The organism is Hymenobacter fastidiosus (assembly GCF_039539565.1).
Taxonomy (GTDB): domain Bacteria; phylum Bacteroidota; class Bacteroidia; order Cytophagales; family Hymenobacteraceae; genus Hymenobacter; species Hymenobacter fastidiosus.
On the sequence record NZ_BAABDJ010000007.1, the window covers coordinates 482821 to 503849 of the forward strand.

Annotated in this window: 19 protein-coding genes; 6 read left to right on the forward strand and 13 right to left on the reverse strand. The window is 61.0% G+C overall.

All coding sequences use genetic code 11. The features are described from left to right. Window positions 1–120: 120 nt before the first annotated feature. Both ABD833_RS07095 and chrA read left to right on the forward strand, forming a co-directional pair. The gene (locus ABD833_RS07095) at window positions 121–1098 is read left to right on the forward strand and encodes an isopenicillin N synthase family dioxygenase (protein ID WP_345071928.1); all 978 of its coding nucleotides are present in this window, start codon (window positions 121–123) and stop codon (window positions 1096–1098) included. Between the two features lie 228 nt (window positions 1099–1326). Further along, the gene (gene chrA / locus ABD833_RS07100) at window positions 1327–2469 is read left to right on the forward strand and encodes a chromate efflux transporter (RefSeq protein WP_345071929.1); all 1143 of its coding nucleotides are present in this window, start codon (window positions 1327–1329) and stop codon (window positions 2467–2469) included. A gap of 76 nt (window positions 2470–2545) precedes the next feature. Here chrA and rfbA read toward each other — a convergent pair whose 3' ends face one another. The 7 genes from rfbA to prmC all read right to left on the reverse strand — a co-directional run bounded on the left by rfbA (window position 2546) and on the right by prmC (window position 9891). Beyond that, on the reverse strand, window positions 2546–3427 hold the full coding sequence (gene rfbA / locus ABD833_RS07105) for a glucose-1-phosphate thymidylyltransferase RfbA (protein WP_345071931.1): 882 nt from the start codon (window positions 3425–3427) through the stop codon (window positions 2546–2548). Between the two features lie 112 nt (window positions 3428–3539). Then, window positions 3540–4547 (reverse strand): SDR family oxidoreductase, encoded by a 1008-nt coding sequence (locus ABD833_RS07110; protein WP_345071932.1) that lies wholly within the window; start codon window positions 4545–4547, stop codon window positions 3540–3542. A 129-nt stretch (window positions 4548–4676) separates the two neighbouring features. Next, entirely contained in the window at window positions 4677–5732 is a 1056-nt protein-coding gene (rfbB, locus tag ABD833_RS07115) for a dTDP-glucose 4,6-dehydratase (protein WP_345071933.1), read from the reverse strand. A 90-nt stretch (window positions 5733–5822) separates the two neighbouring features. After that, window positions 5823–6839, reverse strand: coding sequence for a UDP-glucose 4-epimerase GalE (gene galE, locus ABD833_RS07120; protein WP_345071935.1), 1017 nt, complete (start codon window positions 6837–6839; stop codon window positions 5823–5825). A gap of 91 nt (window positions 6840–6930) precedes the next feature. Continuing rightward, on the reverse strand, window positions 6931–8229 hold the full coding sequence (locus ABD833_RS07125; protein ID WP_345071936.1) for a nucleotide sugar dehydrogenase: 1299 nt from the start codon (window positions 8227–8229) through the stop codon (window positions 6931–6933). Window positions 8230–8283: 54 nt separating this feature from the next. Continuing rightward, window positions 8284–8886: an acyltransferase gene (locus tag ABD833_RS07130; RefSeq protein ID WP_345071938.1), complete on the reverse strand. Its 603-nt coding sequence runs from the start codon at window positions 8884–8886 to the stop codon at window positions 8284–8286. Between the two features lie 144 nt (window positions 8887–9030). Then, entirely contained in the window at window positions 9031–9891 is an 861-nt protein-coding gene (gene prmC / locus ABD833_RS07135) for a peptide chain release factor N(5)-glutamine methyltransferase (RefSeq protein ID WP_345071939.1), read from the reverse strand. Window positions 9892–10115: 224 nt separating this feature from the next. Between prmC and ribD the strand changes: the two genes are divergently transcribed. Together ribD and ABD833_RS07145 are read left to right on the forward strand one after the other, a co-directional pair. Further along, complete coding sequence (ribD, locus tag ABD833_RS07140; protein WP_345071940.1) at window positions 10116–11150, forward strand: bifunctional diaminohydroxyphosphoribosylaminopyrimidine deaminase/5-amino-6-(5-phosphoribosylamino)uracil reductase RibD; 1035 nt, start codon at window positions 10116–10118, stop codon at window positions 11148–11150. A 126-nt stretch (window positions 11151–11276) separates the two neighbouring features. Further along, on the forward strand, window positions 11277–11759 hold the full coding sequence (locus ABD833_RS07145) for a GAF domain-containing protein (RefSeq protein ID WP_345071942.1): 483 nt from the start codon (window positions 11277–11279) through the stop codon (window positions 11757–11759). Between the two features lie 242 nt (window positions 11760–12001). Here the strand turns inward: ABD833_RS07145 and ABD833_RS07150 are convergent, their stop codons facing one another. The 4 genes from ABD833_RS07150 to ABD833_RS07165 form a co-directional block, all read right to left on the reverse strand. Continuing rightward, a complete protein-coding gene (locus tag ABD833_RS07150) occupies window positions 12002–12664 on the reverse strand; it encodes a phosphatidylserine decarboxylase family protein (protein WP_345071944.1) in 663 nt (220 codons plus the stop codon). Between the two features lie 250 nt (window positions 12665–12914). Continuing rightward, window positions 12915–14204, reverse strand: coding sequence for a Glu/Leu/Phe/Val family dehydrogenase (locus ABD833_RS07155; protein ID WP_345071945.1), 1290 nt, complete (start codon window positions 14202–14204; stop codon window positions 12915–12917). A 328-nt stretch (window positions 14205–14532) separates the two neighbouring features. Then, window positions 14533–15489, reverse strand: coding sequence for a phosphatidate cytidylyltransferase (locus ABD833_RS07160; RefSeq protein WP_345071946.1), 957 nt, complete (start codon window positions 15487–15489; stop codon window positions 14533–14535). A gap of 28 nt (window positions 15490–15517) precedes the next feature. Continuing rightward, window positions 15518–16582 carry a CPBP family intramembrane glutamic endopeptidase gene (locus tag ABD833_RS07165; protein ID WP_345071947.1) on the reverse strand — a complete coding sequence of 355 codons (1065 nt, stop codon included), beginning with the start codon at window positions 16580–16582 and terminating at the stop codon, window positions 15518–15520. Between the two features lie 292 nt (window positions 16583–16874). Between ABD833_RS07165 and dusB the strand changes: the two genes are divergently transcribed. Then, the gene (dusB, locus tag ABD833_RS07170; protein ID WP_345071948.1) at window positions 16875–17864 is read left to right on the forward strand and encodes a tRNA dihydrouridine synthase DusB; all 990 of its coding nucleotides are present in this window, start codon (window positions 16875–16877) and stop codon (window positions 17862–17864) included. 231 nt (window positions 17865–18095) lie between these two features. After that, window positions 18096–19058 (forward strand): DMT family transporter, encoded by a 963-nt coding sequence (locus ABD833_RS07175; protein ID WP_345071950.1) that lies wholly within the window; start codon window positions 18096–18098, stop codon window positions 19056–19058. A gap of 212 nt (window positions 19059–19270) precedes the next feature. Here the strand turns inward: ABD833_RS07175 and ABD833_RS07180 are convergent, their stop codons facing one another. Together ABD833_RS07180 and ABD833_RS07185 are read right to left on the reverse strand one after the other, a co-directional pair. Next, a complete protein-coding gene (locus ABD833_RS07180) occupies window positions 19271–20251 on the reverse strand; it encodes a lipid A deacylase LpxR family protein (protein WP_345071951.1) in 981 nt (326 codons plus the stop codon). A gap of 154 nt (window positions 20252–20405) precedes the next feature. Further along, window positions 20406–21029: a hypothetical protein gene (locus tag ABD833_RS07185; protein ID WP_345071952.1), complete on the reverse strand. Its 624-nt coding sequence runs from the start codon at window positions 21027–21029 to the stop codon at window positions 20406–20408.

The window sequence follows — 21029 nt, forward strand, 5'->3', positions numbered from 1 at the left end:
AGTGTTAACAGGATCACCGAACCGTTCGTCCGGTCGCGTTCCGACATCGAAACGACGAATGTTTTTTCAGTACCTTGCGCAATACGTAAGGTTTGCTCAAAAGTATATTGATTTTCCGCTATGGAAGAAAAATTGTTGGAAGAAATTCCCTCCCTCGACTTGGCCGATTTCCGTTCCGGTGACCCGGAGCGCAAGGCCCGCTTCGTTCAACAGTTGGGCGAAGCCTATCAGAACATTGGTTTCGTGGCCCTGAAGAATCATGGCCTGACCGACGAACAAACTCAGGCGCTCTACCGCGACGTGAAGACGTTCTTCGCTCTGGCCGACGATGCCAAGCAACGCTACGAAAACCCCGCCCTGGCCGGGCAGCGGGGGTACATCAGCAAAGGCAAAGAACATGCAAAGGGCCGCAACACCGGCGACCTGAAAGAGTTCTTCCACGTGGGCCAGGAAGTCGACGATCAGACCGACCCCATCCGCCACGAGTATCCGGACAACATCTGGCCCGAGGAAATTTCCTCGTTCCGGCAGAGCACGCTCACCACCTACAAAACGTTGGAGGCTGCGGGAAAAGATGTATTGCGGGCTATTGCGCTCTACCTGAAGCTGGCCGAGAACTATTTCGATGACAAGGTACGCAATGGAAATTCCATTTTGCGCCCTATTCATTATTTCCCGATTGAAAATCCGGAAGCGGTTCCGGCCGATGCCGTCCGGGCCGCCGAACACGGTGATATCAACCTGATTACCTTGCTGATGGGCGCCTCCGCCGATGGGCTGCAGGTGAAACGCCGCGACGACCAGTGGATTCCCATCACGGCACTCCCCGACCAGATTGTGGTAAACGTGGGCGACATGCTGCAGCGCCTGACCAACGGCGTGCTGAAAAGCACCATTCACCGCGTGGTGAACCCGGCCCGCGAGAAGATGAACTCCTCGCGCTTCTCGGTGCCGTTCTTTATGCACCCGCGCTCCGAAATGAGCCTGGCGGCGTTGGAGAGCTGCGTAACGGCCGAAAACCCGAAGAAGGAAGCCGATATCACCGCCGGTGAATTTCTGAATGAGCGGCTGATTGAGCTGGGCCTGAAAAAGAAGTAAGGAGCTCGCCTGCTGACGAATTATGATCGGTTGCCGAGGCTGACTTCAGCCTCGGCAACCGTTTTTTTTTGGTAAGTTGAGCGGCTTTGGGTTTGTTGCTTTGCTTGCCCGCCCCTGAAAACCACCTCCCTCGCTTTGGAAACGGAAGACGTTCAGCTTGCGCCCCCCTCCCGGAGCCGCCGCGGTGCCCGCACGAAACGGGTGCGGGGCATTATTTTTCTGCGAGACGTGCTCACCCTGGGCCTCACTGCCTTTGGCGGCCCCCAGGCCCATTTAGCCATGATGCTGCGCCTGCTGGTGGATAAACGCCGCTACCTGACGGCAGCCGAACTGCTGGAGCTGACGGCCCTCTGCCAGATCCTGCCCGGCCCGACGTCGACCCAGACCATCACGGCCATTGGCTACCGCCTCGGCGGACCTAATCTGGCTTACTTAACCGTACTGGTCTGGATGCTGCCGGCCGTGACGTTCATGACCCTGGCCGGTCTTACCATTACCTACCTCGACAAAGCCCAGGTGACCAATCTGGTGCAATACGTGCAGCCTATTGCCGTAGGCTTCGTGGCCTACTCAGCCTACAAGATTGCCGATAAAGTCATTCACACCAAGACCTCGGTGGCCCTGATGGTGGCGGCCGCCATGCTGGCTTACCGGTTTCAGCTGCCCTGGCTGCTGCCGCTATTGCTGCTGGCAGGCGGAGCCGTCACCACGCTCCGCTACCGCAAAATGCCCCTGCACGCGGATAAGGAGCCCCTGCAGATTGAATGGGCCAACTTCGTGCTATGGCTGGGCATACTGATTGGGGCCGCTTTGCTGGGGTCCTACACCCGGTTGCTGCCCGTGCGCCTGTTCGAGAACTTCTACCGCAACGGCAGCCTCGTTTTTGGGGGTGGCCAGGTGCTGGCCCCGCTACTCTACGCCGAGTTTGTTGGGTTCAAGCACTACCTCAGCACCCAGGAATTTCTGTCGGGGCTGGGGCTGGTACAGGCTATGCCAGGACCAAACTTCTCGTTTGCTTCCTACATCGGGGCCCTGGCCATGCGGCGCGACGGCAGCGGCATCGGAGGGCAGGTACTGGGGGCCGTGGTAGCGGCGGCCGGCATCTTCATGCCGGGCACGCTGCTGATCTTCTTTCTGATTCGCTTCTGGGACCAGCTCAAGCAGTACCGGGTGGTGAAGGCCTCGTTGGAGGGTATCAATGCCGTATCGGCGGGGCTGGTATGCGCAGCCACCTTTCTGCTCTACCATCCGCTACCCGATACCCCGGTTAACCTGATTCTGGTGGGAGCCACGTTTTTTCTGCTGCTGTGGGAGAAGATACCCTCGTATGCCATCGTAGTAGCGGGGCTGCTGGCGGGGGCAATATTTTAGCGAACAAGCCACTTCCCGACGGAAAGTGGCTTGTTCTATAGATGTCCTTACGGCCGTGCCGTTTCCCGTAGGTAGCTTAGCCAAGCCGGGAAACAGCCTGCTCCGATAGCCGGATGAGGTAGTCGCCGTAACCGCTTTTGCGCAGCGGCTCGGCAATTTTACGCAGCTGCGCGGCATCGATGAACCCCTGGCGGTAGGCCACTTCCTCAATCGAGCCAACCTTCAGGCCCTGCCGCTGTTCGAGTACGCGCACAAATTCACCGGCATGCATCAGGCTTTCGAACGTGCCGGTATCCAGCCAGGCCGTGCCACGACCCAGGATACCCACTTTGAGCTTACCGCGGCGCAGGTACTCCTGGTTTACGTCCGTAATTTCGTACTCGCCGCGGGGGCTGAGCTTCAGGTCGCGGGCGATCTGAACTACGTCATTATCATAAAAGTACAACCCCGGCACGGCATAGTTGCTCTTGGGCTTAGCCGGCTTTTCTTCGATGCTGAGGGCTTTTTTGTCCGCATCAAACTCTACCACGCCGTAGCGCTCCGGGTCGTGCACATGGTAGGCATACACCACCCCACCATCGGGGTTGTTATTTGAGCGCAACAGTTCCTCAATGCCGCTGCCGTAGAAAATATTATCGCCGAGTACCAGCGCCACTTTGTCGTCGCCGATGAAGTCGGCCCCCAGCACGAAGGCTTGGGCGAGGCCGTTGGGTACTTCCTGCACGATGTACTGGAAGTTGCAGCCCAGGTTTTTGCCATCGCCGAGCAGCTTCTGAAACTGTGCCTGGTCGTGGGGCGTGGTGATAATGAGGATATCCTTGATGCCGGCCATCATCAGAATTGACAGCGGATAATAAATCATCGGCTTGTCGTAGACGGGCATCAGCTGTTTGGAAACGGCCAGCGTGAGCGGGTGCAAGCGGGTGCCGGAGCCGCCGGCGAGAATAATACCTTTCATGTTGGGGGTCTTGGGACTTTACTAAAAGAGCGTTATGCTGAAGCGAAGTTGAAGCAGTAATTCCGTAGCACATCAGAGACTTCCGTAAGTCCAGCCTGCGGTGCTTCTGACATTAATTGCGCTCGGCAATAAACGCCTGGTTTTCCTTAAACCAATTGAGTGTTTTCTGCAGGCCTTCCCGAATGCGGATCTGGGGCTGATAGTTGAGCAGAGTATTAGCCTTGCTGATGTCGGCCAGGGAGTCGCGGATGTCGCCGGCGCGGTCGGGGCCGTACTCGGGGGTGATGTCGGAGCCGGCTTCTTCCTTCAGGATGTTGAACAGGTCGTTGAGGGAAGTGCGGTCGGCTACGGCCACGTTGTAGACCTGATTTACGGCCGCCGGATTCTGCACCAGCGCGGCTTTGATGTTGGCCTGCACACAGTTTTCCACGAAGGTGAAGTCCCGGGTCTGGCCTCCGTCGCCGTTCATGCGCGGCGGCTTGCCTTCCAGCACCGCATCAATGAAGAGCGGAATAACGGCGGCGTAGGCCCCGTTCGGGTCCTGGCGGGGGCCAAAGATGTTGAAGTAGCGCAGCCCGATGATTTCCATGCCGTAGGTCTTGCCGAACACGTCGGCGTACAGCTCGTTGGCGTACTTGGTCACGGCGTAGGGCGAAAGGGGCTTGCCGATACGGTCCTCTACTTTCGGCAGGGCCTGATGGTCGCCGTAGGTCGAGGAGGAGGCCGCGTACACGAAGCGCTTCACCCCGGCTTCCTTGGCGCCCACGAGCATGTTGACGAAGCCGCCCACGTTTACGTCGTTGGAGGTAATCGGGTCGTTGATGGAGCGGGGCACCGAGCCCAGCGCGGCCTGGTGCAGCACCACGTCCACGCCCTGGCAGGCGTCGATGCAGGTCTGCCGGTCGCGGATGTCGCCCTCGATAACTTCCAGCGCCGGGTTGGCGGCAAACAGCGCCACGTTCTTGCGGAAGCCATTGGAGAAGTTATCGAGTACGCGCACCTGCTTGGCGCCGTACCTGAGCAGGTATTCCACCAGGTTGGAGCCGATAAAGCCCGCCCCGCCCGTCACCAGAAAGGTCAGGTTGTCGAGCGGCTGGTCGTGAAAAGGAGTTTCGTACATTCTTTAATGTGCTAATGTGCCAATGTGAGAAATGTGGAAATGAGTTGATTAGTGGCCCGCTACGAGCTTAGCACATCAGCCCATTTCTACACCAGCACATTAAGTCTCAATTCTTAATTACTCAGCGCCCTAGCGCTGAGCGTACTGTTGGTTGTAGTACTGCTGGTATGCGCCGCTGGTCACGTTGTTCAGCCAGGCTTCGTTTTCCAGGTACCAGTCCACGGTCTGGCTCAGGCCCTGCTCGAAGGTGACGGATGGTTTCCAGCCCAGCTCGTTCATGATTTTGCTCGAGTCGATGGCGTAGCGCAGGTCGTGGCCGGCGCGGTCCTTCACGAAGGTGATGAGCTTGCGGGAGGTGCCCTGCTCCTTACCGGTTTTTTCGTCCAGCGTGTCGCAGAGCAGATGGATCAGCGCCAGGTTGGCCCACTCGTTCACGCCGCCGATGTTGTAGGTTTCGCCCACGGTGCCCTTGTGGAACACGGCGTCGATGGCGGTGGCATGGTCTTTCACGAACAGCCAGTCGCGCACGTTTTCGCCCTTGCCGTACACCGGCACGGGCTGGCCGTGCTGAATGCGGTGAATGGCCAGCGGAATCAGCTTCTCGGGGAAGTGGTTCGGGCCGTAGTTGTTCGAGCAGTTGCTTAGCTTGATGGGCAAGCCGTAGGTATGGTGCCAGGCCCGCACGAAGTGGTCGGAAGCCGCTTTAGAGGCCGAGTACGGCGAGCGGGGGTCGTAGCTGGTTTCCTCGGTGAACATGTCGGGGCCGAAGTCCAGGGAGCCGTACACTTCGTCGGTGCTCACGTGGTAGAAGGTTTTGCCCTCGAAGCCCAGGGGCTTCCACAGGTTTTTGGCAGCCTGCAACAGGTTCACCGTGCCCAGCACGTTGGTTTTCACGAAGGCCAGCGGGTCGGTGATGGAACGGTCTACGTGGCTTTCGGCGGCCAGGTGAATCACGGCGTCGGGCTCCTCGTGGGCGAAGAGCTGATCCACGAAAGCCTGGTCGGTGATGTCGCCTTTCACCAGCCGGTAGTTGGGCGCGCTTTCAACGTCGCGCAGGTTTTCCAGGTTGCCGGCGTAGGTCAGTGCGTCCAGGTTCAGAATCTGATACTCCGGATACTTGGTCACGAACAGGCGCACCACGTGCGACCCAATGAAGCCGGCCCCGCCGGTGATGATGATTTTCATGATGTTAATGTGCTAAATGTGTTGCTGTGCTGAATGTAAAAATGATCTGTTCGTCAGTTTTTACATTTCTCCCATTCCTTAATTGCCACATTACAAAGACTGCTGCCACTTCCAGGAGCTGGCCAGCGAGTCTTCCAAAGAAGTAGTGGTTTGAAAGCCCAGTTCCCGCGTCGCCTTGGTGACATCGGCGTAGATGGCGGGCACGTCGCCGGGCCGGGCGGCGCCGATGATGTAGTTGAGCTTCTGGCCGGTGGCGCGCTCAAACGTCTGCACTACTTCCAGCACGCTGTTGCCGCGGCCGGTGCCCACGTTGAAGGTTTCAACGGCCGCGCTGCTGCCTTCCAGCAGCCGCTGCACCGCTACCACGTGGGCCTGCGCCAGGTCTACCACGTGAATGTAGTCGCGGATGTTGGTGCCGTCGGGCGTAGCGTAGGTGTCGCCGTAGATGGTGAGCTTCTCGCGGATGCCGGCGGCCGTCTGGGTAATAAACGGAACCAGGTTATTCGGCACGCCCAGCGGCAGCTCCCCGATGCGGGCCGAGGCGTGGGCCCCGATCGGGTTGAAGTAGCGCAGCAGAATCGTGCGCAGGCTGGCATCGGCGGCGGCGGTATCGTTGAGGATGTCCTCGCACATCTGCTTGGTGTTGCCGTAGGGCGAAGTCGCCTTTTTGGTCGGCGTCTGCTCCGTCACGGGCAGCTGATCGGGCACCCCATACACGGTACACGACGACGAGAACACCAGACTTTTCACTCCAAACTCCGGCATCACCGTGAGCAGGGTGAGCAAAGAGCCCACGTTGTTGCGGTAGTACTTCAACGGCTCACTCACCGATTCGCCCACGGCCTTGAACGCCGCGAAGTGAATGACGCCCGCAATACCGGGCTCCTGGGCAAACACGCCGCGCAGCGCCACGGCGTCGGCGCAGTCGATACGGTAGCAGGGCACGGCCACGCCAAGAATAGCCTTCAGCCCCGCCAGCACCGACTCCTGGGAGTTGCTGAAATCGTCTACAATCACGGGCTGGTAGCCGGCCTCGTAGAGCTCTACTACCGCGTGCGAGCCGATGTAGCCCGCCCCACCCGTTACCAGTATTTTCGTTCGTGTCATCAGTTTATCAGTTGCCAGTTGCCAGTTACCGGTTGCCAGGCCCCACTCGTTGAACGAGCTGGCAACCGGCAACCGGCAACTGGCAACTGAATTACAGGCTCCAGTAGTGCATGTCCTGGATCTTGCCGCGGAACAGGCCTTTGATGTCGACCAGCACCGGATTTTCGGACGTGATGGACTTGAAATAGTCTTCGTCGAGCGCGGCGTAGGGCAGGTGGCTGACGGCCACGATTACCGCGTCGTAGTCCCGGCTGATTTCGTCGATAGGGGTCAGGCGGAAGCCGTACTCGTGGTGCAGCTCGTCGGAGCTGGCGTGGGGGTCGACGATATCGACGTTGACGGAGAAGTTCTTCAGCTCCTGAATCACGTCGGCCACCTTGGAGTTGCGGATGTCTTCCACGTTTTCCTTGAAGGTGGCGCCCATCACCAGCACCTTGCTCTTCGACACGTCCTTGCCGTGCTTGATCATCATCTGCACCGTCTTGCGGGCGATGTAGGCGCCCATGTTGTCGTTGGTAGTGCGCCCGCTCAGAATCACCTTCGCATCGTAGCCCAGCTCCTTGGCCTTGTAAGTCAGGTAGTAGGGGTCCACGCCGATGCAGTGGCCGCCCACCAGACCGGGGGAGAACTTCAGGAAGTTCCACTTGGTGCCGGCCGCCTCCAGCACCTCGTAGGTATTGATGCTCATGCGGTCGAAAATCATCGACAGCTCGTTCATCAGGGCAATGTTGACGTCGCGCTGGGTGTTTTCGATAATCTTGGCGGCCTCGGCCACCTTGATACTGCTGGCCCGGTGCACGCCGGCCGTAATGACCAGCTCATACACCTTGGCAATCAGGTCCAGCGACTCCGCGTCGCAGCCGCTCACCACCTTCACGATGCGGGCCAGGGTGTGCTCCTTGTCGCCGGGGTTGATGCGCTCGGGCGAGTAGCCCACTTTGAAGTCATCGTTGGCGAAGCTCAGGCCCGAATGCTTTTCCATCACCGGAATGCAGTCTTCCTCGGTGCAGCCGGGGTATACCGTGCTTTCAAACACCACGTAGTCGCCTTTCTTCAGCACCTTGCCCATGGTGGTGGAGGCTCCAAGCAGGGGCCGCAGGTCGGGCTGGGCGTGCTCATCAATTGGGGTGGGCACGGCCACGATGAAGAACGTGGCCTCCCGCAGCACCTCCAATGAGTCGGTGAACTCAATATCGCGGCCCTCAAAGTCCTTGGCTTCCAGCTCCCCGCTCGGGTCGATGTTGTGGCGCATCAGGTCCACGCGGGCCGCATTAATATCGAAGCCGATGACACTGGTATGGCGGGCAAATTCGAGGGCGATGGGCAAGCCGACGTAGCCGAGGCCAATAACGGCGAGCTTGGTCTTTTTCTGGAGGAGTTGCTCGTACACGGTTGGGGACTTAGGGTCTTGGGGACTTAGGATCTTGAATTCTGATAGCTGCTGTCAGCAAACGGCTTCCGTTGGGCTGATACGGGAAACCTGCTGCTCGGTCAGTAAATAATATTCGAGGCTCTCCGGACACTGGGCCCGGCCGGCTTCATCAAAGTTCAGGCGGTGGCCGTGGGTGCTCATCCAGCCGTGCTGCCGGGCGGGGTTGCCGTACACCAGCGCGTATGGCGGTACGTCCTTCGTAACCACCGCGCCGGCTCCGACAAAGGCATATTCGCCCAGTCGCACCCCGCATACGATGGTGCTGTTGGCGCCGATGCTCACGCCCCGCGCCAGCAGGGTGAGCTGGTAGTGGTTGCGGCGCGGCACGGCACTACGGGGGTTGCGCACGTTAGTAAACACTACCGAAGGACCGATGAACACGTCGTCGGCACACTCTACGCCGGTGTACAGGCTCACGTTGTTCTGCACCTTCACGTTGCGGCCCAGCCGGACCCCGTCGGCAATCATCACATTTTGCCCGATGCTGCACCCTTCGCCCAGCTCGCAGCCCGGCATCAGGTGGGCGAAGTGCCAGATGCGGCTCCCGGCGCCAATGCGGCAACCCTCGTCGAGGACGGCGGTGGGATGCGCAAAGTAGGCGGGGGATTCAGTCACGGGAGCGTAATAAACCGCTGATGGGCGGGGAGTTTTTCAGCCGGCAAAGGTATAGCTTTTCAAAAGTTTATGGCTGCTCCAGCTCAGAAGTTTACCAGCCGTCAAAATAACTCCTCCCTGGCCAGCGCCAGGCAGTTGAGCTGGTTACGCGGGCTGAGCCGCTCGTAGCAGCCGGTCTTTGCCAAACATATCCGGCCGCGGCATCACCTCCTGGTAGCCCAGTTGCAGCAGCAGCGCCACCATTTCGGCCGCGTACTGCTCATTGATTTCAAAGTACAGCCGGCCGCCGGGTCGCAGGTATTTTCGACCCAACTGCCCAATACGGCGATAGAAGAGCAGCGGGTCGTGGTCGGGGACGAACAGGGCCGTGGCCGGTTCGTAGTCCAGCACGTTGCGGCGCATCAGGGGCCGCTCCTGCTCCAGCACGTAGGGCGGGTTGCTGACCAGAACAGCCAGGGAGGCCGGCGCAATCCTGCGGGGTTCCTGGGTCAGAATATCAACCTGCTCAAACTCAATAGCGCACTCATAACGCCGGGCATTGCGGCGGGCTACGGTCAGCGCCGCGGCCGAAATATCGACGCCCACCGCCAGGGCCGGCTGCAGCGCCAGACTCAGGGCCAGCGGGATGCAGCCGCTGCCGGTGCCCACATCCAGCAAAGTCAGGCCCGCCTGCCCCTTATTCTCGCCGATAATCAACTGCACCAACTCCTCGGTTTCCGGGCGCGGAATAAGCGTGGCGGGCGTGACTTCCAGCTCCAGCCCGGCGAAATGCGCCACGCCCAGCACATACTGCACCGGCTCGTGCCACAGCAGACGCTGCTGCACGTCCGGCAGCTGCGCCAGAACCGGCGCCGGCACCAGCTCAGCGGCCCGCATCCGACGCTGCAAGGGCGACACCTGCAACAGATGCTCGGTCACGATACCGGCAATGGCGGTGGCTTCGGCCTCCGGGTAGATAGCTTGCAGGGCAGTGGAAAGAGTAGTAGTCAGTTCCCGGACGGTCATGGCAAGGTCGGCTGGTGAATTTTAAAAGCTGAAGGCTGGCCGGAGCGCCCAGCCGGGTGGGTGGTGCCACGACTCAAAGTCGTGGCACCACTATCGTTGAACGGCCATGGAGCAGATGTCAGCACCGGTAGTGGTACCACGACTTTAAGTCGTGGCACCACCGGCAGCTATCTGTCGTCCAGACAAAGTACCTTCGGCTTCCCAAAGCTACACTCCCGCCCGGTATGACCGATTTCGATATTCTGATGATGCGCCGGGCGCTGGACCTGGCCCGCCTCGGCACCGGCTACGCCCGGCCCAACCCTGTGGTGGGGTGCGTGATAACGCACGAGGGCCGCATCATTGGGGAAGGCTGGCACCAGTACTATGGCGGCCCCCACGCCGAGGCAAACGCGCTGGCCGCCGTGGCCGACCCGCGCCTGCTGGCCGAAAGCCGGGTGTACGTGACGCTGGAACCCTGTGCCCACTTCGGCAAAACGCCCCCCTGCGCCGACCTGCTCATTGCCAAAGGCGTACGCGACGTGGTGGTCTGCAACCTCGACCCCAACCCGCTGGTAGCCGGCCACGGCATCGAAAAGCTGCGCGCGGCGGGCATCACCGTCGAAACCGGCTTGCTGGCCGCCGAAGGCCGCTGGCTGAACCGCCGCTTCTTCACCTTCCAGGAAAAGAAGCGCCCCTACATCGTGCTGAAATGGGCGGAAACGGCCGACGGCTACCTGGCCGGACCCTATTTTCAGCCAGTGCAGATCAGCGGGCCACTGGCGCACCTGGCCACGCACCAGTGGCGCACTGAGGAGCAGGCTATTCTGGTGGGTACCCGCACGGCGCTGCACGACAATCCGCGGCTGAGTGCCCGCGAATGGCCCGGGCAGAATCCGACCCGTATCGTCATCGATAAAAACCTGAGTCTGCCGCCCACCCACCATCTTTTCGACGGTACGCAGCCCACGCTGGTGTATACCTACCGCAGCCGGGCCACCCAGGGCAACCTGGGCTACATCACGCTGTCGGAAGCCGACGACCTGTTTCCGCAGCTGTTCAGCAACCTTTATCAGCGCAATGTGCAGTCGGTGCTGGTGGAGGGCGGCCCCACGGTGCTCACCTCCCTGCTGCGCGACGGATTGTGGGACGAAATGCGCATCATCCGCAGCCCCCGCACGCTGGGCGGCGGCATTCTGGCCCCCAAACATGGCCTGTCGGGTTTGCACGAGCAGTTCCGGCTCGGCGACGACGAGGTGTTCGTGTACCTGCGACCCTAAGGCAAACCTGGGCAGTGGTGAAAGGACGAGTTTTATGTTCTGCTGGCGCGGACCGAACAAAAACTCATCCTTTCGCCACTACGTCACTCCACCCCTCCCCATTTCACCACTTCCCAATTTCACCTCATGGCCGAAGAACTCCTTCTCGATACCACGCTTACCAAAGCCGGGCAATACCGCCAGCTGCTGCCCCAGATTGAGGCCCTGACCACCGGCGAGCCGGACCTGACCGCCAACCTGGCCAATACCGCGGCCGCGTTGCGCCAGGCATTCGGCTTCTTCTGGGTCGGGTTTTACCTGGTGAAGGGCGACGAGCTGGTCCTGGGACCGTTCCAGGGCCCCATTGCCTGCACCCGCATCCGGCACGGCAAGGGCGTCTGCGGGGCCAGCTGGGCCCAGGCCCAAACCCTGCTGGTGCCCGACGTGGAGCAGTTTCCCGGCCACATAGCCTGCAGCTCCGACTCGAAATCCGAAATCGTAGTCCCAATCATCAAAAACGGGCTGGTAGTGGCCGTGCTCGACGTGGACAGCGACCAGCTCAACGACTTCGACCACGACGACCAGCGGGCGTTAGAGCAACTGATGCTGACGGCCAGCGGGTGGTTTTAATCTGAACCACGGATTCGGCCGGATTTCTGGACCACGGATTCCTCCGGATTTTTCGGATTGCACGGATTTTGTAGTTGGCGCAGACGCCCGGGTAGCAACTCCCAATAAGAAAGGCCACCCGTCCGGGTGGCCTTTCTTAACTCCAGGTAATCGTCCACAAAATCCGACTAATCCGAAAAATCCGGACGAATCCGTGGTCCACAAAATCCGTGTAATCCGACTAATCCGGAGGAATCCGTGGTTCAGACTTTCAGCTGGGCAATGATGGTCTGGCCGCCTTTCACCTTTTCGCCGATCTGCACCTTCACTTCGGTATCGATGGGCACGAAAATATCGACGCGGGAGCCGAATTTGATGAAGCCGAACTCTTCGCCCTGGCTTACTTCGTCGCCTTCGTTCACGTACCACACAATGCGCCGGGCCATGGCCCCCGCAATCTGACGGAACAGTACGAAAGGGCCAACTTCCGATTCGACCACGACGGTAGTCCGCTCGTTCTTGGTGCTGCTCTTGGGGTGCCAGGCCACCAGATAGTTGCCCGGATGGTACTTGAAGTAGCGTACGACACCCGAAATCGGGTTGCGGGTGATGTGCACGTTGATGGGCGACATGAAAATGCTAATCTGCTTGCGCATATCATCGAAGTACTCCGACTCATGCACGTTCTCGATGACGACTACTTTGCCGTCGGCGGGCGCGATGATGAGGTCTTCGTGGGTGAACAGCCGGCGGGCCGGGCTGCGGAAAAACTGGAGCAGAATCAGGAAGGCGACCAGCGAAGCCCCCACGAAGATGCGGTTAAAGGTCTCGGCCGGCCGGTTGAACTGCAACAGCAGCAGATTGACCGCCAGCAGGGCCAGCAGCGTAAAAAAAAGTATTCGTCGTCCTTCCTTATGAATTTTCATAAATCACTGATTGGCGCTGATTTTTATGATTTCGCTGATTCAACGCGCAAGGTGAACGAGGGAAGCGGCACCGCGCCGGGGTAGTCATTAAAGCACATACGCGCCGCAGGGCACAAAGATAGCCCGGACCTACAGGGCCGGGCTATCCGAAAACAAATATAACCGCTTAGCGCGCCGCCGGACAAAGTTTCCGGGCCGATTCACCCAAAAAAAATCAGCGAAACCATCCTGAGCAGCGGGAATCAGTGATTTAGAAGCCGCCGCGGAACTTGTAGGTCTGGGCTACTTTGTCGATGGCCACCACGTAGGCGGCGATGCGCATCGGAATCTTGTATTTCTGGCTCGTGGCGTACACTTTCTCAAACGCGTCGGACATGATCCGGTCGGCGCGCTCGGTCACCATTTCCTCGGTCCACTTAAAGCCCTGGCGGTTCTGCACCCATTCGAAGTACGAAACCGTGACGCCGCCCGAGTTGGCCAGAATGTCGGGTACCACCATAATGCCCTTCTCGTTGATGATCGGGTCGGCGGAGGCCGAGGTTGGGCCGTTGGCACCTTCCACGATGAGCTTCGCCCTGATGCTGTGCGCGTTGTGCTCGGTAATCACATCTTCCACGGCGGCGGGCACCAGCACGTCCACGTCGGTGAGCAGCAGGTCGTCGGCATTGTCCATCAGCGTAGCGCCAGCGTAGCCATCGAGGCGACCTTTGTGCTCATTCTTATAGGCAATGGCCTCGTCGATATTGATACCCTGCTCATTCCAGTACGCCCCGCTCACGTCGGATATGGCCCTGATGGTCACGCCCTGCTCGCAGAGGAGCTTGGCGGCCCAGGAGCCCACGTTGCCGAAGCCCTGCACGGCGGCCGTAGCCTTTTTGGGGTCCATGCCCAGCTTCTTCATGGCAGCCAAAGCCGAGACCATCACGCCGCGGCCGGTGGCCTCGGTGCGGCCCAGTGAGCCCCCCATTACCAGCGGCTTGCCGGTCACGACGGCGGGCGAGGTGGCGCCCACGGTCTTGCTGAACTCGTCCATCAGCCACGCCATTTCGCGCGGGCCGGTACCCATGTCCGGGGCCGGAATGTCTTTATCGGGGCCGAAAACGTCTTTTAGGGCCAGCGTGTAGCCGCGGGTCAGGCGTTCGATTTCGCCGGCGCTCATGGTGGTCGGCTCGCAGATGATACCGCCTTTGGCCCCACCGTAGGGAATATCAACCACGGCGCACTTCCAGGTCATCCAGGCCGCCAGGGCCTTTACCTCGTCGAGGTGGACGTTCTTATCGTAGCGAATCCCGCCCTTGGAAGGACCCAGGATGGTGTTGTGAATCACGCGGTAGCCTTCGAACACGCGCACCTTGCCGTTGTCCATCGTAACGGGAATATGCACAATCACCTGCTTGTCGGGCGCTTTGAGCACATTGTAAGTCTCGTCATCGAGGCCCAGGATTTCCGTAGCCACGTTGAAGCGCGACATCATGGATTCGAGGGGATTTTCGGCATCGACGCGGGGAGCCGGTTCTTTGTACACCGTGGTGGCAGCCATACGGGGAGGATAAATTGGGATGGGTGGGAAGAAAGAGCGACGGATCAGCGGGGGGAAAGCCGAAACCGGGCGCCGGGATTGCGGGGCCAAAGGTAGTAGGTTTATGCCATACGCAGGAGCGGAGGGCCGGGGCTCGTGAGGGAGGACTTTCAGGTTTGAGCCTTGTCGTTACCAAGGCTCAAACCCCGTTTCCGCCGTCGCTCGGCTGCGCCGGGCGACGACTCCGCCCTGAGCAGCTGCGCTGCGAATCCGTCTGTGCCGCTCCGACACCCCGGCCACCCGGCGCGGCACGCTCTCGGCACAGCCGGGCGACGGCGGGAAGGGTTTATTACCCCAGCAGCACTTGCAACAGGGCCAGCACGGGCAAAATGAACAGGAAGGCGTCGAACCGGTCGAGCAGGCCGCCGTGGCCGGGCATGATGCTACCCGAATCCTTCACGCCCACGCTGCGCTTAAGCATGGATTCGGCTAGGTCGCCGAGCGGGCCGAAGACGGCTACTACGCCGGCGGCCACGAGGCGGTAGGTGAGCGACAGCTCGGGCAGCAGGTAGCCCAGGGCCCAGCCCATAACCAGCGTGAGCAGGAACCCGCCGATAGCGCCCTCCCAGGTTTTGCCGGGTGAGATGCTTGGAGCGAGCTTGTGCCGGCCGAAAGTCTTGCCCGCCGCGTAGGCCCCGATATCGGAGCACCAGACCAGAAACAACAGCGCGAAGATGCGGCGGTAGTCATAAAAGACTAGCCCGGGCATGACCTTACCTGTTACCTCACTGTAACTGGTGCAGCTGATAACGCAGAGCAGGCTCATGGGAATGCTGACGTAAAGCAGACCGGTAAGCGTCGCTCCGATATTCCCGAACGGGCTTTTATACTTTGGCCACAGTACCATCTCACGGAGCACCAAGGCTATTGGCAACACTACGAGGAGCAGCAGAACTGCTCCACCAACTGAAAACAGCATGGTGTCTTGGGTATCAAAATCTTTTGGCGGCGCTTTATAAAAAGCCATGAAGCTAAAGCTGGCAAACAGCATCAGGCTTACCGTCAACCCAATCCACTTGGCCGGCTGATACCCACCAGCGCGCATCATCCGATAAAACTCCAGCAGCATCTTGGCCTGCACGGCGGCGAAGAACAGGGCAAACGTCCAGGGGCCGTACCACACGCTGCCCAGCAGCGCGGCCGCGCCGATAACCCCGAAGATGACGCGCTGCGCCAGATTCGACAGGGGCTTTTTACCCTCGGTGGGCTGGGCGGGAACGGGGGCAGGGGTAGAAGGTACAGGCAAGGAAGCGGGATTCGGGAGAATGGATAAACTAGTTCCGGGCGCGGGGCTCCGTGGGCTTCGCCTCTACGATGCCGGTGCCGCCCAGGGTATGCCCGGCGGGCAGCGCGGCTTGCGGCCGGGCCACGGCTACGCCGCTGCTGCTGAGCACGTGCATCTCGGTGGGCGCAGCCACCCGCTCGGCCTGCCAGCGCTGGTGCAGAAAGTACAGCAGGTAGCCGGTGAGCAGCAGCGAGGCCCCCATCCAGGGCCAGGGTAGGCTTTCGGTCGAGTCGGGGTCGAAGGTGGAGGTGGTCCACTCGCGCTGCTGCACGTAGAGCAGGGCCAGCTGGAAGGCGTTCTGGGTGAAGTGGGCCGCCATGGGCACCAGAATGTTGCCGCTCCACTCGTAGAGGTAGCCCAGAATCAACCCCAGCACGAAGCGCGGTACGAAGCCGAAAAACTGGAAGTGAATGGCGCTGAAGATGGCCGCCGCCAGCCACACGCCCACGTGCCGGGACCCGAACCACTGCACCAGATTGCGCTGGATGATGCCCCGGAACACCAGCTCCTCGCTGATGGCGGGCACCACGGCAATAACCAGCACCCCCACCAGAAACCGGGCTGTCGTATTGAAATGCGTCAGGAATTTGGTGAGCACCTGGGCGCGGGTTTCCAGCTCCCGGGCCTGGGCTTCGAGGTCCTGCAGAAACGCCGGGAAGTGGGCCTTGGCATTCCACTCCACCAGGCCCGACATAAACGGAATACTGGCCAGCACCACGGTTGCGGCGGCCAGCAGCCACAGCCACGATACCGGCCGACGCGGTGTGAAGTAGTCGGCCCAGCGGTAGCCCATCAGCGAAACCAGCGCCAGCGCCGCGCCGCCGAAACCCACGAATAAAAGCAGGCCCTGCGACATCATCGAAATGGCCCAGCCATTGGGGTGCGCCGCCGGATTCTGGGTCACGTTGCCCAGTGCGAAGATGCCCACGCCGTAGAAAACATTGCCCAACACCCCAATCAGAAAGCCCGCCACGCAGAAGGCGGCGAACATAATGACCACCAGCAACAGCAGGTTGACCACGGGGTGCAGGCGGCTGGATACGAAACCTTTCATGGGGGTTTGGGGTCTGAGAAGCTTGGGGTGCTGATTTTTATTTCCGCTGTCATCCTGCGCAAAGCGCGCTTCAAGCGGTGACGAAGGACCTTCCTCATTTGGCGCTGCAAGCCTTTTTAAATGCGTAAACCGTCTGATCCGTTGCCGAAAAGGGTTTAGGCCATTGAAAAGACTTCCGCACTTCATAACGAGGGAGGTCCTTCGTCACCGCTTGAAGCGCGGGATGCTCAGGATGACAGACGCCTGCCCTAAAAGACGTAAATTTGCGCAAATTCCTGTAATAGCCTGCCCCGTGGTATACATCCGTGACATTGCCCTGCCTGATTTCCCCCTGCTGCTTGCTCCCATGGAGGACGTATCGGACCCGCCGTTCCGGGCCGTGTGCAAGGCCAACGGCGCCGATTTGATGTACACCGAGTTTATTTCGTCGGAAGGTCTGATCCGCGACGCCGCTAAGAGCCGCAAGAAGCTCGACGTGTTCGACTACGAGCGGCCCATCGGCATCCAGCTCTTCGGCTCCGACGTGGAAACGATGGGCGAGTGCGCCCGCATCAGCACCCTGGCCGGCCCCGACCTGATCGACATCAACTACGGCTGCCCCGTGAAGCAGGTCGCCTGCCGCGGTGCCGGCGCGGCCCTGCTGCGCGACATTCCGAAGATGGTGGAAATGACCCGCGCCGTGGTGCGGAACACCCACCTGCCGGTGACGGTGAAAACCCGCCTGGGCTGGGATGAGAACACGCTCAACGTGGAGGAAGTGGCCGAGCGGCTCCAGGACATCGGTATCGAGGCCCTTACCATCCACGGCCGCACCCGGGTGCAGATGTACAAGGGCGACGCCGACTGGCGGCTGATGGCCAAGATCAAGGAGAACCCGCGCATCAAAATCCCCATCTTCGGCAACGGCGACATCGACTCGCCCCGGAAGGCGCTGGAATACAAGAACCGCTACGGCGTGGACGGTATCATGGTGGGCCGCGCCAGCATCGGCTACCCCTGGATCTTCCGCGAAATCAAGCACTTCGTGGCTACCGGCGAGCTGCTGGCCCCGCCCACGGTGGAGGAGCGGGTGGCTATGTGCCGGATGCACTTCGAGAAAAGCGTGGAGTGGAAAGGTACCCGCGCCGGCATCTTCGAGATGCGCCGCCACTACGCCCACTATTTCCGCGGCCTCGAAGGCGCCAAGCAGTGGCGCATGCGCCTGGTCGAAACCGACTCGGTGGATGAGGTACAGGCCATCCTGGAGGAAATCACCGCCGCCGAGCCGGTGCTGGTAGGGTAGTTTTTTTCTTCTGTTCAGGTCCGTTCTGTTTTGCCGGCTGTCATCCTGAGCCTGTGAAGGACCCTCCTCCTAAGTCAGCAGAAGCCCTGTTAGACGAGGAAAGCTTTCTGCTGTACAAAGGCAAAGGGCTTTCTTTTTTGAAAATGGCTTGTCGCAGATAAAGAGGAAGGTCCTTCGCAGGCTCAGGATGACAGCCGATTCTGTTGGTTTCCCTACTTCTCACCCACCCCAATGCCCCCCACTCCTACCGCACCGGCCATTGCCACCGCCCCGACGGCCACTCCGGTAGCCGTGGCCCCGCCGCACCGCACGCCGGCTTCGGCGTGGGTGCTGCTCATCACGCTGGCCACCATCTGGGGCACGTCGTTTATTCTGATGAAAAAAGGGCTGGTGGTGTTTTCGGCCATGGAGCTGGGCGCGGCCCGGGTCACGGTGGCGGCGCTGATCCTGCTGCCTTTCGCCGTGCGTCACCTGCCGCGGCTGGAGCGGGCCCGCATCAAGTGGCTGCTATTAGCCGGCGTGGTGGGTACGCTGCTGCCGGCGTTTCTGTTTGCCTACGCCGAAACCAAGCTGGCCTCGGGCCTGGCCGGCGTGCTCAATGCCCTGACGGCCGTGTTTACGCTGGTGGTCGGCGCTTTCTTCTTTGGCCAGAAACTCACCCCGCTCCGGGTGGCGGGCATCGCGCTGGGGCTGGTGGGTACGGTAGTGCTGATGCTGCTCGGCGGCAGCGGGGGCGCGGCTACCCCCAGCGGGGAGGGCAACGCCTGGTATGGCCTCTACATCGTACTGGCCACGGTAGGCTACGGTATCAGCGTGAACGTGATTAAGAACCGCCTGCACGGGATTCCGCCGCTCGCCGTCACGGGCCTGCTGCTGCTGTTCATCGGCGGGCCGGCCCTGGCCTACCTGCTGCTGGGTACGGAGTTTCTGCACAAGCTGGCCACGGTGCCGGGGGCCTGGAAAGCTTTCGGCTACATTGCCCTGCTGGCCACCATGAGCACGGCCGTAGCCATGGTGCTGTTCAACAAGCTCATTCAGCAGTCGACAGCCCTGTTCGCGGCTTCCAATACCTACCTCGTACCCATTATGGCCCTGGCCTGGGGGGTGCTCGACGGCGAGGCCTTCAACCTATGGCATTTGCTGGGTATGGTCATTATCCTGGTCAGCGTAGCCATTATCCACCGGGCGAAGTGACGTTTTGTCGTCGGTCATCCTTCATCTGGCGTACGCAGAGCGAAGGACCTTCCTCTTTCCGTGCTATACAACTCCTTTCAACGCCCAAAGCCCTTTATCATCCGCTGGTAAAGGGCTTTGCTCATTTAACGAGCCTCGCTATTGCACGAGGAGGAAGGTCCTTCGCGGAGCTCAGGATGACAGCCGCGAGATGACCGACGGAAGAAACCTCTTCAAAACGCCACCCCCAGCCCGAACTGCACCCAGGCGTGGTGGCGGCCGCCTTGGAACTCCGGCGTAATCCAGGTGGCGGAGGTGCGCAAGCTCACGCCGCCATACGCCGCCACCAGGCTGGTAGTCGCCTGGCCTACGGTGCGCGAAATCTGGCGGGCCGGCAGCGTGTAGGGGCTCGAACGATTGAATAAGCCGCCCTGCATAGCGGCGTTGTAGCCCACCAGCCGGCCTTCGACCTGGCCCGTGGCGTAAAGCTGAATTTTCTGCCCCAGGCTCCGATTTGGCCCCACGGCCCCACCCAGATTGCTGAAATAAGGGTTCATCCGGCCCACCCGCAGCAAGAGCCCGGCCGCGCCAAACGTGTTCAACGTGCCCAAAGAGGCCTGACCAGTTCCAATCAGCTCGGCGGCGCGGCCGGCGGCCAGCAGCTGCTTTTCGTAGCCGATGGTGTAGCCCAGCACCAGGTCGTGGCGGATCTGGAAATCCCAGCCCCGGGGCGTGGGCGCGTCAAGCAGGCGGTGGACGGCGGTCTGGAAGCCCTTGGCGCCGGCGGCGGGGCCGATGAAGCCGAGGTTGAGGCCCGAGGTCAGGCGCTGACGACGGTCTTTGTCGGTGGCAATGCGGTAGAGGGCGGCGTAGATATAAGAGGCGTAGGGCCGGTCGCCGCGGCGGATGGTGTCGTCCTGAATGCGCAGGGGCGTGAAGCCGTCGTAGTAGAGCTTCACCCCGTAGTGCTGCCGCGCGCCGGCGGGCCCGGGCAGCAGCAGGCGGTTGACCGGCGACTTGGCAAACACCGGCAGCACCACGTTCAGCGTCATGCCCTGGGTGAAGTAGTAGTCGGTACGGAAGAAGGCGTCGTTGGCGAAGGTGTACTGGATGAGCCGGTCGGGGCTGGTCAGGCTGTCCGGCTCCGACTGCGCGCGGGCAGCCGTGGTCGTCATGGCTAGCAGCACCGGAAGTAACAGGAGAAAACGCATCATGAAAGGCTGGCGAACAGAAAAAAAGAACGGTCATGCTGAGCTTGCCGAAGCATCTCGCGTGGCGGCGTCTGAGTAGTGCTCCAGCGGCAGCCCGCAGGATGCTTCAACTACGCGGACGCCAGATGAAGCAGGACCGTTCTCCCAGTTGCTCGAGCTACTCATAAGCCGGACTCAGGTAGCGGTACGGCCACTCCAGCCAACGGCCTGTTCTGTTCGTCCGTTCCGCGTTGTGGCGCACGTAATCGAGCAGGCGCACCAGCTCGGCGGGGTCATCTACGGCGTAGTCGTAGCTGCCGGTTTGCCAGAAGTCGGCCTCCGGCGGCAGAGTAGTGCGCAGCAGGCGGCGGCATTGGGCGGCGGTGCGCTGGTGCAGCAGCTGCAGGGATTTGTAGAGGGAAACGCCGCTGCCGGCCGGCAGGTGCAGCACGGCGTGCACGTGGTTGGGCAGCAGCGCGAAGCCCAGCACCTGAAACCCCAGCTCCTCCAGCAGCATCAGCTCCCCGGCCACGATTTCGGCTATATTCTCCTTTTCCAGAAACGTGGGGCCGACGGTGGCCGCATCCAGCAAAGCATCGAAGCCGGCGAAGAACCTCTTTTCGGCGCGGCGCAGCGCGGCCTGGTACGCGGCCGCGTCGGTCAGTTGCCGGGCCGTTTCCTGGGCCTCCTGCCGCTGCCGGTGCAGCACCCGAAAGGCCCGCGCCGGCACCGAGCCGGCCAGGCGGAACGTGGTAAACAGCGTTTCGCCGGGTGTCAGGGCCGGAGCAGTGATGGCAGCCAT

Bases quoted from the DNA above. Each gene is read 5' to 3' on its own strand.
- ABD833_RS07095 (WP_345071928.1), top strand. From the start codon at position 121: ATGGAAGAAAAATTGTTGGAAGAAATTCCCTCCCTCGACTTGGCCGAT.
- rfbA (WP_345071931.1), bottom strand. From the start codon at position 3,427: ATGAAAGGTATTATTCTCGCCGGCGGCTCCGGCACCCGCTTGCACCCG.
- ABD833_RS07110 (WP_345071932.1), bottom strand. From the start codon at position 4,547: ATGTACGAAACTCCTTTTCACGACCAGCCGCTCGACAACCTGACCTTT.
- rfbB (WP_345071933.1), bottom strand. From the start codon at position 5,732: ATGAAAATCATCATCACCGGCGGGGCCGGCTTCATTGGGTCGCACGTG.
- galE (WP_345071935.1), bottom strand. From the start codon at position 6,839: ATGACACGAACGAAAATACTGGTAACGGGTGGGGCGGGCTACATCGGC.
- prmC (WP_345071939.1), bottom strand. From the start codon at position 9,891: ATGACCGTCCGGGAACTGACTACTACTCTTTCCACTGCCCTGCAAGCT.
- ribD (WP_345071940.1), top strand. From the start codon at position 10,116: ATGACCGATTTCGATATTCTGATGATGCGCCGGGCGCTGGACCTGGCC.
- ABD833_RS07145 (WP_345071942.1), top strand. From the start codon at position 11,277: ATGGCCGAAGAACTCCTTCTCGATACCACGCTTACCAAAGCCGGGCAA.
- ABD833_RS07150 (WP_345071944.1), bottom strand. From the start codon at position 12,664: ATGAAAATTCATAAGGAAGGACGACGAATACTTTTTTTTACGCTGCTG.
- ABD833_RS07155 (WP_345071945.1), bottom strand. From the start codon at position 14,204: ATGGCTGCCACCACGGTGTACAAAGAACCGGCTCCCCGCGTCGATGCC.
- ABD833_RS07165 (WP_345071947.1), bottom strand. From the start codon at position 16,582: ATGAAAGGTTTCGTATCCAGCCGCCTGCACCCCGTGGTCAACCTGCTG.
- ABD833_RS07175 (WP_345071950.1), top strand. From the start codon at position 18,096: ATGCCCCCCACTCCTACCGCACCGGCCATTGCCACCGCCCCGACGGCC.
- ABD833_RS07180 (WP_345071951.1), bottom strand. From the start codon at position 20,251: ATGATGCGTTTTCTCCTGTTACTTCCGGTGCTGCTAGCCATGACGACC.
- ABD833_RS07185 (WP_345071952.1), bottom strand. From the start codon at position 21,029: ATGGCTGCCATCACTGCTCCGGCCCTGACACCCGGCGAAACGCTGTTT.